This window comes from Thiogranum sp. (assembly GCF_058323355.1).
In genome coordinates this window covers 1-8,910 of sequence record NZ_JBTTIO010000081.1, presented here as the reverse complement: position 1 = coordinate 8,910, position 8,910 = coordinate 1, and the positions used below count along the sequence as shown (strand labels likewise).

Sequence of the window (8,910 nt, the reverse complement as noted above, 5' to 3'; positions counted from 1 at the left end):
TGCTGGGTTCGGCATAAATCACCACCCAATGGTTAATTATCCGCCATGTATACGCGAAATATCGAGGCAGAGTTGCGTTCCGCACTAGCGGATACACCGGTCGTGCTGTTAAACGGCGCACGCCAGACGGGGAAGAGCACGCTGGCCCGGAATTTTGCAAAGGCATCTTCTGTGCCCTATGCACCCTGGATGATGCAACGCAATTGGCAGCGGCGACTTCGGATGCCCAGGGCTTTCTTGCCGGGCCTGGAGACCGGGTGGTCATTGATGAGGTGCAGAAAGTGCCGGCGCTATTTCCCGCGATCAAAATGTCGGTGGATCAGGATCGTCGTTCCGGTCGCTTCCTGTTGACCGGGTCAGCCAATGTGCTCTTGCTACGGAAAACGAATTTCAGATGGTTCCCGAACAGATAAATACCTTGCAAATCGGTGATTGCGTGGATAATCTGCATGCATGGTGTACAAGGAACGCTTGTTGACTGCCCGCTTGCAGAGGCTTGTCCAGACCTTCCCGGTTGTGGTGATCAGTGGCGCCCGTCAGGTCGGCAAGAGCACGCTTCTTAATCTCGTCTTTCCCGCGGGTACTGACTGTGTAGTCTTTGACCCCGTCGTTGATGTTGAGAATGCGCGTCAGGACCCGGATCTTTTCCTCGATAATCACCCGGACAGTCCCCTGCTGCTCGATGAGATTCAATATGCGCCGGAGCTGGTTGCCGCCATCAAACGCCGCGTGGACAGGGATCGTAAACCCGGGCAGTTTGTACTGACCGGGTCGCAGCAGTGGGAGGTCATGAAATCGCTGGCCGAGAGCCTTGCCGGTCGCGCGGTTTTCATACAGATGGACGGATTCAGTCTGGCCGAAATGAGCGGTCAGCTTGACGGTGCCGGCTGGCTGGCTGCATGGCTGGAAGATCCACAAGCTTTTGCTCACGGCGAGCATGGCCTGGTGACGCTGGAACATACCCTTTATGAAACGCTTTGGCGGGGCTTTTTACCGGACGCAACCATTTTACCCCTTGAAGCAGTCGCCGATTTCCATGAGGCCTATATCAAGACGTATATCGAGCGGGATGTCCGCTTGCTTGCCGATGTATCGGAATGGCAGACATTCAGCCGTTTTATCCAGCTTGCCGCCGCGCTGACCGCGCAGGAAATCAATTACAGTCAGCTGGGTCGCGAAATCGGTGTTGCGCCACAAACGTCGCGGCGCTGGCTCGACATGCTCAAGGCCACATTCCAGTGGTTTGACGTTCCGGCATTTTCCGGCAACAACATCAAGCGTGTGAGCAGTAAGCCCAGGGGCTTCGTGGCCGATACGGGGTTCGCCTGTGCTGCACAACGGATCTCATCGCCTGCTGCACTGGCGGGTCACCCGATGCTGGGCGCGTTGTTTGAAACGGCGGTTTTCGCCGAAATCCGCAAGCAAAGCGCCTTGCTGTCTCCGGCGCCACAATTTTACCACTGGCGTTCCGCCGGCGGGGCCGAAGTGGATCTCCTGCTTGAACGTGACGGGAAGCTTTTCCCGATTGAGGTTAAGGTCAAAAGCCAACCAGCCCGGCGTGACGCGCGAGGGATCAAGGCATTACGCGACAGTTATCCTGCGATTGATATTCAGCCGGGCCTTGTTATCGCGCCAACCCGGAAGTTCCTGAAATTATCTGACGATGCCTGGGCAATGCCGTGGAATGGGATGAAATAGGGGGGCATGTTTTCCCGCCCGCTAATTTTGAACGCATCTACATAATTTGTAACTATGATTGACAGATTATGTAATCCAGCAGGTACCTGAGCTCCAATTGACACCCAAAACAAATGGAGCCACACTTAACTGATCTGAATTGGTTTCTGAGTCCGGCCCTCTGAATTCCTTTACCGGATCAGGAACAAAGGGAGCGAGCAGCATGAACGATTATCGCGAACGCATCACCATCGAGCCCGGGAAATGGGGGGGTAAGCCCTGTATACGCTCAATGCGGATCACCGTTTATGATGTGCTGGACTGGCTGGCCTCCGGCATGAGCGAGGCAGAGATTCTGGAGGAATACCCTGAACTGACGCAGGATGACATCCGCGCCTGCCTGGCCTTCGCAGCCAACCGGGAACACCAGTTATCGACGATTGCCCCGGCTTGAAGCTGTTACTGGACCAGAACCTCTCGTTCCGGTTGCTGGAGAAGCTGGAACTACGCCAGGGACAATGGTTTTACCATTGTCACCAAGGATTCGGATTTTCATGAGTTCAGCCTGGTCTACGGCAGCCCGCCGAAAATCCTCTGGCTAAAGTGTGGCAACAAGCCAGGGTGGTATGTGTTGGGTTTGCTGCTCAACAACCAGGATAAAATTAACGCCTTCTTCGAGAATGAAGACTGCTGTTGTTTGGAGATTTATTGAAAAATAAGCCTCCTCGGAAAAATTCGTGGGCAAGGAGCGACGCGGACAAGCGATCAAGCCTGTGATTTTGTATAAATTTCAAGGCCTGTAAGGCCTGAAAAACAACGCTGACAACGGGATGTCCGTTTTGCCTCGAACGATCGAGGCGCTCTGAGCGATTGGTCATTTGCCGGATTGATGCTCTCGCAGAGGCGCAAAGCACGCAAAGGGACTGGCGGCTGATGACAGAAAACGAGATTGGAACGTGCATTGTCGATAGTGCGGTTCAGATTCACCGTGAAACGGGGCCGGGACTGCTGGAAACGGTCTATGAGGTTATCCTGTCGCAGCACCTGCGGGAACGCGGTTTTCAGGTCGAACGACAGGTCGCTATTCCCATCCAGTATCAGGGGCTCAGGTTTGATGAAGGCTTCCGGGCCGACCTTATCGTTGAGAACAAGGTTATTGTTGAGCTCAAGTGCGTTGAAAAGCTCAATAACGCACATAAAAAACAGCTGCTCACCTATCTTCGTCTTACCGGTATGCGGTTAGGCTATCTGCTGAATTTTAGTGAATCCCTGATGAAGAACGGGATCAACCGTACTGTGAATCGCCTTGTTGAGTAAATTTTCTCTCCTTTGCGCGCCTGGCGGCTTGGCGAGAGTCCATAATGAGCTTGAATTACCCACAAATATTTCTGAAGAGCCATAAATAAGACTCTTCAGATCCCTTTGCGTGCTTTGCGCCTCTGCGAGAGTATCAATATGGCGGGGAAGCTTCACAGCAATGCTCGCAGGCGCAACTTGTATCGTGGCGTGATGTGCCCGGTGTTCTGCCGCACCCACAGGTTTAATGGACGCCTGTGTTGCTATTGCATCAGGAGCCAGGGGCGGCTACGCTGGGTGCGGCATAAATCACCACCCAATGGTTAATTATCCGCCATGTATACGCGAAATATCGAGGCAGAGCTGCGTTCCGCAACTAGCGGATGCCCAGGGCTTTCTTGCCGGGCTGGCAGCGCACCTTGCGGGTGTTACACATCAAAGCCTGGACCGGGACCCCATGTTTTTCGGGCATTTGCCTGAAACTTTTGTTGTCGGTGAGTTACGCAAGCAAATCGGTTGGTCGGATCGTCGAGTGAATTTGTACCATTATCAGACGACCACGGGCAGGGAAGTGGATATCCTTCTTGAGGATGCAGCCGGTCGACTGGTGGGGCTGGAGATAAAGGCGTCTTCGACCGTGGTGCGAAAAGACTTCTCTGGATTCGATGCATTGTCGGAGGATACCGGTGACCGGTTTGTACGGGGAATCGTACTGTATTCAGGCGAGCAGTCTGTATCGTTTGGGGAGCACTATGTGGCATTGCCGGTCAGTGCATTGTGGCGCCTGATTTAATATGCCCTGGCTGCAACTCACCCTCGAAGCCGGCGACCTCGACCCGGAAACCCTCAGTGACTGGTTCGAGCAGCACGGCGCGCTATCGGTGACACTGGTCGATGCCGCCGACCAGCCCCTGTTCGAGCCGGACCCCGGTACCACACCTTTATGGTCCGCCACACGTCTTACGGCCATGTTTGATGCAGACGCCGATGCCGCGGCATTGGGCGCGCAATTACAGCAGGACTTCGGCGAGGCAGCGGCAAAGCGCCTGACCCAAAACCGGCTCGAAGACCGGGACTGGGAACGCGTCTGGCTGGACCAGTTCCAGCCCATGCAGTTTGGTGAACACCTGTGGGTGTGCCCGGCCGGCAAGCCGCCGCCGCACGGCGAGCACCCGGTTATCGTCGGTCTCGATCCCGGGCTGGCGTTTGGCACCGGCACCCACGCCACCACCGCGCTTTGTCTGGAATGGCTGGATGCCAACCCGCCGCGTGCTCAGGCCGTACTCGATTACGGCAGTGGTTCCGGCATCCTGGCGGTGGCGGCGCTGAAGCTGGGCGCCAGTGAATTATGGGCGGTCGATATCGACGAACAGGCGCTGTTATCGACGCGCGACAATGCCGCGCGCAACGCCGTCGAGGCAAACCTGCACACCCTGCAACCGGCGGCGCTGCCGGCACGAACATTTGATCTGTTGCTGGCCAATATTCTCGCCAACCCGCTGATTGAGCTGGCGGCCGACCTGGCCGCACGGGTTCGACCGGGTGGGGACATTGTGCTGTCCGGGATTCTGGCCGGGCAGGCCGACGCAGTTCGTCGCGCCTATGCGCCATGGTTTCGCCTGTCCGATAGCGTGGAAAAGGACGGCTGGGTGCGCCTGCACGGTGAAAGAATTTGACCGGCACCCCTGCCATGTGGTCTGTTAACGCTATGTACACCGCTTGTCCCACCTGCAAATCTGTCTACCCGCTCAGCGCGGCACAGCTGCGTGCGGCCGGTGGCCGTGTGCGTTGCGGGAACTGCAACAGTGTTTTCGAAGCCACCGCCAGCCTGTTTGATGAGCCGCAACAGGCGCTTGCCTTCGCCGGGCAGCAATTGAGTGCGGTGAGCCAGGAAATCGACGACCTGGTCGACCGTGCACTGGGTGAAGTGCAGGCGGCAGCAAGCACTGACCCGGTACCGGTGGAACCCGACGCTGGAACGCAAGTGCAGGACGACTGGAGCCAGCGCGAACCCGGGGGGCGAACCGACCAGGCGGTTTCTGGTCAGCCGCCGCCGGACGCAGCCGATCTTGTGGACATCGCAATGGATCATGCGCGTGCGGGTTTTCCGCTTGATGTGGATACATACGCCGCCCCGACAGCCTCCGAGTTTGTGTCTGCAGCGCCGCTGCGGGCGCCATCGGAACAGCAGGCCATGCCAGCCGCCCTGTTATTTGAAACCGGTTCCGCCGGCACACGGACGTCCTGGGGTGCCATTGCGGCGGCCCTGTTCCTGACCGTATTGTTGCTGGGGCAGTATGTGTGGGCGGAGCGCTTCCGCCTGGCCGGGATTCCAGGCTTCCGGCCGTACCTGGATACAGCCTGTGCAGCGCTGGGGTGTGATCTGCCATTGCGCCATGAAACAGCCAGGCTGGAAGTTCGGGAACGCGAAATTCGCAACCACCCGCACGTCGATGATGCCTTGCTGGTGAATGCCACGTTTGTCAACAGCGCGGACTTTGCGCAGCGTTACCCGATTTTCGAGGTAACCTTTTCCGACGTGTCCGGAACGCCGATCGCCATGCGGCGTTTTCTGCCGGGTGAATACCTGGGCGACGTTGATCCGTCGAAAGGGATGTCGCCGGGCCAGCAGACCCGGTTGATGCTGGAGATTGTCGACCCGGGCGACCGTGCCGTGTCATTTCAGTTTGATTTTCTTTAGGCGCTGCTGATTTCGTCATGCCGGCGAAGGCCGGCATCCAAAGTGTTGAATGTCATGGATTCCGGTCTTCCTCCGGCAAACATTCCTGCTGGAATATTTTTACGTCTGCTTGCATCGTTACTCTCCCCTGTCAAGACTTGACATGCAGAAAAGCCTTTAAATAAAGGGGTTCCGGCAATTTCCGGACCACGTTAAAAATTTCGTTTCAGTGCTTTTCCCCGATGCAGAGTGCGCGTATGATGGGCGGCCCTTTCGCAAAAAAACTGTCATCAAGGAGTGTGCAGGCCGCAATGCAGATTGGTCCGTACAAGTTGCGTAACCCGCTGGTTCTGGCGCCCATGGCCGGTGTAACGGATCGTCCCTTTCGACAGCTGTGCAAGAAACTCGGTGCAGGCATGGCGGTTTCCGAAATGGTGTCAGCCAACTCGGCGTTATGGGGCAGCAAGCAGACCTTGCGGCGCATGGATCACCGTGGTGAAGTCGAGCCGCGGGTCGTGCAGATTGCCGGTGCCGATCCGCAGATGATGGCCGATGCCGCGCGCTTCAATGTTGAACGTGGCGCGCAGATTATCGACATTAACATGGGCTGTCCGGCGAAGAAGGTTTGCAATGTCATGGCCGGCTCCGCGTTATTGCAGCGCGAAGCGCTGGTGAAACAGATTCTCGATGCCGTGGTGGTGGCCGTCGATGTACCGGTCACGCTGAAAATCCGCACCGGCTGGGACCCGCACAACCGCAATGCGCTGGCCATTGCCCGTATCGCGGAACAGGCCGGCATACAGTCGCTGGCTGTGCATGGACGTACCCGTGCCTGTGGCTATTCCGGCCAGGCGGAGTACGACACCATTCGTTGCATCAAACAGGAAACCGGGCTGCCGGTTATCGCCAATGGCGATATCGACAGTCCGCAAAAAGCAAAACAGGTGCTGGAGTACACCGGCGCGGATGCAGTCATGATTGGCCGCGCGGCACAGGGACGTCCGTGGATCTTCCGTGAAGTTGAACATTTTTTACTGACGGGCGAGCAGTTGCAGGAACCCGGAGTGGAGGAAATACGTACAATCATGATTGAGCATCTCAATAATTTGTATGCGTTTTACGGGGAGTACACCGGCGTGCGCGTGGCACGCAAGCACATTGCCTGGTACAGCAAGCGCCAACCAGGTGGCGCCGCGTTCCGGGCCTCGATCAACCGTGTCGAGTCACTCGACGAACAGTTACGCAAGACACACGCCTTTTTCGACCGGCTGGCGGAAAACCGGGAGCTTGCGGCATGAGCGCCGTCATCCAGGAAAGCGCGGCGGTCGCCGCGTCACTGCCCACGCGTGAACGACGCAAGCAACCGCTGCGGGCCTGTGTGCAATCGGCGCTGGATATCTACTTCAGGGATCTCGACGGCCACGACGCCGAAGGTGTCTACGACATGGTCATCGGCCAGGTCGAGCAGGCCATGCTGGAGAGTGTCATGCAGCACACGCGCAGTAACCAGACGCGTGCGGCCGGGGTGTTGGGGATCAACCGGAGCACCCTGCGCAAAAAGTTGAAAATGTACGGTTTGCTTTAGGAAAACATGATGGCAGCCATACAGCGCGCGCTGATCAGTGTGTCGGACAAAACCGGCATCGTCGAATTTGCACAGCAACTGCACCAGTCGGGTGTTGAAATCCTGTCCACCGGCGGTACCGCAAAACTGCTGGCTGAAAGCCGGGTGCCGGTTATCGAAGTGTCGGACTACACCGGCTTCCCGGAGATGATGGACGGTCGCGTCAAAACCCTGCACCCGAAAATCCACGGCGGCATTCTCGGTCGGCGCGGTACGGATGACGCGGTGATGCAGGAACACGGCATTGGTCCCATCGACATGGTGGTGGTCAACCTCTATCCCTTTGAACAGACCGTGGCCAACCCGGACTGTGACCTGCCCACGGCGATTGAAAACATCGACATCGGCGGTCCAGCGATGATCCGCGCTGCGGCCAAGAACCACGCAGATGTCACCGTGATTGTCGATAGTGCGGATTATGCCGATGTGCTGGCAGAAATGGCGGCCAGTCAGGGTGCTGTGAGCGATGCCACCCGTTTCCGGCTGGCGGTAAAAACCTTCGAGCACACCGCGCGTTACGATGGTGCCATCGCCAACTACCTCGGCACAATCGGTGAAGGAAGCGAGAAGCGCGCCTTCCCGCAGACCATCAGTCTGCAATTCCGCCAGTTGCAGACCATGCGTTACGGCGAGAACCCGCACCAGTCTGCCGCGTTCTTTGTTGAGCACACCGAGACTGAAGCCAGCGTCGCCAGCGCAAAGCAGATCCAGGGCAAGGCGTTGTCCTACAACAACGTGGGTGACACCGATGCCGCGCTGGAATGCGTCAAGCAGTTCGACGAGGGGCCGGCCTGTGTCATCGTCAAGCATGCCAACCCCTGTGGTGTGGCCTGCGGCGACAGTTTGCTCGATGCCTATGACCGGGCCTATAAAACCGATCCGGAATCCGCTTTCGGTGGCATCATTGCCTTTAACCGTCCACTGGATGCCGACACGGCGCGGTCCATTATCGACCGCCAGTTTGTCGAGGTTATTGTCGCGCCAGCCGTCGACGAGGCCGCTTTGCCGGTGCTGGCGGAAAAGCAGAATGTCCGCGTGCTGAGTTGTGGTGAGTGGCCATCGACCCCGGCGCCACGCCTTGATTTCAAGCGCGTCAACGGTGGCCTGCTGGTGCAGGATGCCGATCTGGCGTTGCTCAATGAAACCCGCGTGGTCACCGAACGTCAGCCCAGTGAAGCCGAGATGCAAAGCCTGCTGTTTGCCTGGCGGGTGGCCAAGTTCGTGAAATCCAATGCCATTGTCTATGCCAGTGACAACATGACCATCGGCGTCGGCGCCGGCCAGATGAGCCGTATCAACAGCGCACGCATCGCCGGCATCAAGGCCGAGCACGCCGGGCTGACAGTCAAAGGGTCGGTGATGGCCTCTGATGCCTTCGTCCCGTTCCGCGACGGCATCGACCAGGCGGCCGAGGTCGGCATCACCGCCGTCATTCAGCCGGGCGGCTCCATGCGCGACGAGGAAACCATCGCCGCCGCCAACGAACACGGCATGGCCATGGTCTTCACCGGCATGCGCCACTTCCGCCACTAGCTTCAGCTTTCAATGGGGTCAGATTTTTCAATGGGGTCAGTCACGGTTGTTCTCCCGCGATCAAACGAGTGTGACCCCCTGTAAAAATATGGAACCGTTG

Annotated in this window: 10 protein-coding genes and 1 pseudogene; all 11 read left to right on the top strand. The window is 57.7% G+C overall.

Annotated elements, in window-relative coordinates; all coding sequences use genetic code 11:
* Positions 1-203 precede the first annotated feature (203 nt).
* The 11 genes and pseudogenes from ACW81B_RS11810 to purH all read left to right on the top strand — a co-directional run bounded on the left by ACW81B_RS11810 (position 204) and on the right by purH (position 8,810).
* Positions 204-413, top strand: coding sequence for an AAA family ATPase (locus tag ACW81B_RS11810; RefSeq protein WP_491580424.1), 210 nt, complete (start codon positions 204-206; stop codon positions 411-413).
* 40 nt (positions 414-453) lie between these two features.
* Positions 454-1,698, top strand: coding sequence for an ATP-binding protein (locus ACW81B_RS11805; RefSeq protein ID WP_491580423.1), 1,245 nt, complete (start codon positions 454-456; stop codon positions 1,696-1,698).
* A 202-nt stretch (positions 1,699-1,900) separates the two neighbouring features.
* Positions 1,901-2,131, top strand: a complete 231-nt coding sequence (locus ACW81B_RS11800; RefSeq protein ID WP_491580422.1) for a DUF433 domain-containing protein — start codon at positions 1,901-1,903, stop codon at positions 2,129-2,131.
* 57 nt (positions 2,132-2,188) lie between these two features.
* A pseudogene (locus ACW81B_RS11795) lies at positions 2,189-2,389 on the top strand (DUF5615 family PIN-like protein); the annotation flags it as partial.
* A 221-nt stretch (positions 2,390-2,610) separates the two neighbouring features.
* Positions 2,611-2,994: a GxxExxY protein gene (locus ACW81B_RS11790; protein WP_491580421.1), complete on the top strand. Its 384-nt coding sequence runs from the start codon at positions 2,611-2,613 to the stop codon at positions 2,992-2,994.
* Positions 2,995-3,430: 436 nt separating this feature from the next.
* Positions 3,431-3,766, top strand: coding sequence for a DUF4143 domain-containing protein (locus ACW81B_RS11785; RefSeq protein WP_491580420.1), 336 nt, complete (start codon positions 3,431-3,433; stop codon positions 3,764-3,766).
* 1 nt (position 3,767) lies between these two features.
* Positions 3,768-4,649 (top strand): 50S ribosomal protein L11 methyltransferase, encoded by an 882-nt coding sequence (gene prmA / locus ACW81B_RS11780; protein ID WP_491580419.1) that lies wholly within the window; start codon positions 3,768-3,770, stop codon positions 4,647-4,649.
* 32 nt (positions 4,650-4,681) lie between these two features.
* Positions 4,682-5,674 (top strand): DUF3426 domain-containing protein, encoded by a 993-nt coding sequence (locus tag ACW81B_RS11775; RefSeq protein ID WP_491580418.1) that lies wholly within the window; start codon positions 4,682-4,684, stop codon positions 5,672-5,674.
* Positions 5,675-5,964: 290 nt separating this feature from the next.
* Positions 5,965-6,951, top strand: a complete 987-nt coding sequence (dusB, locus tag ACW81B_RS11770; protein ID WP_491580417.1) for a tRNA dihydrouridine synthase DusB — start codon at positions 5,965-5,967, stop codon at positions 6,949-6,951.
* Positions 6,948-7,238, top strand: a complete 291-nt coding sequence (fis, locus tag ACW81B_RS11765) for a DNA-binding transcriptional regulator Fis (protein ID WP_491580416.1) — start codon at positions 6,948-6,950, stop codon at positions 7,236-7,238. The genes dusB and fis overlap by 4 nt, the downstream gene beginning before the upstream one ends.
* A gap of 9 nt (positions 7,239-7,247) precedes the next feature.
* Positions 7,248-8,810 (top strand): bifunctional phosphoribosylaminoimidazolecarboxamide formyltransferase/IMP cyclohydrolase, encoded by a 1,563-nt coding sequence (purH, locus tag ACW81B_RS11760; RefSeq protein WP_491580425.1) that lies wholly within the window; start codon positions 7,248-7,250, stop codon positions 8,808-8,810.
* The last annotated feature ends 100 nt before the right edge of the window (positions 8,811-8,910 follow it).

Bases quoted from the DNA above. Each gene is read 5' to 3' on its own strand.
- ACW81B_RS11805 (WP_491580423.1), top strand. From the start codon at position 454: ATGGTGTACAAGGAACGCTTGTTGACTGCCCGCTTGCAGAGGCTTGTC.
- ACW81B_RS11800 (WP_491580422.1), top strand. From the start codon at position 1,901: ATGAACGATTATCGCGAACGCATCACCATCGAGCCCGGGAAATGGGGG.
- ACW81B_RS11790 (WP_491580421.1), top strand. From the start codon at position 2,611: ATGACAGAAAACGAGATTGGAACGTGCATTGTCGATAGTGCGGTTCAG.
- ACW81B_RS11785 (WP_491580420.1), top strand. From the start codon at position 3,431: ATGTTTTTCGGGCATTTGCCTGAAACTTTTGTTGTCGGTGAGTTACGC.
- prmA (WP_491580419.1), top strand. From the start codon at position 3,768: ATGCCCTGGCTGCAACTCACCCTCGAAGCCGGCGACCTCGACCCGGAA.
- ACW81B_RS11775 (WP_491580418.1), top strand. From the start codon at position 4,682: ATGTACACCGCTTGTCCCACCTGCAAATCTGTCTACCCGCTCAGCGCG.
- dusB (WP_491580417.1), top strand. From the start codon at position 5,965: ATGCAGATTGGTCCGTACAAGTTGCGTAACCCGCTGGTTCTGGCGCCC.
- fis (WP_491580416.1), top strand. From the start codon at position 6,948: ATGAGCGCCGTCATCCAGGAAAGCGCGGCGGTCGCCGCGTCACTGCCC.
- purH (WP_491580425.1), top strand. From the start codon at position 7,248: ATGGCAGCCATACAGCGCGCGCTGATCAGTGTGTCGGACAAAACCGGC.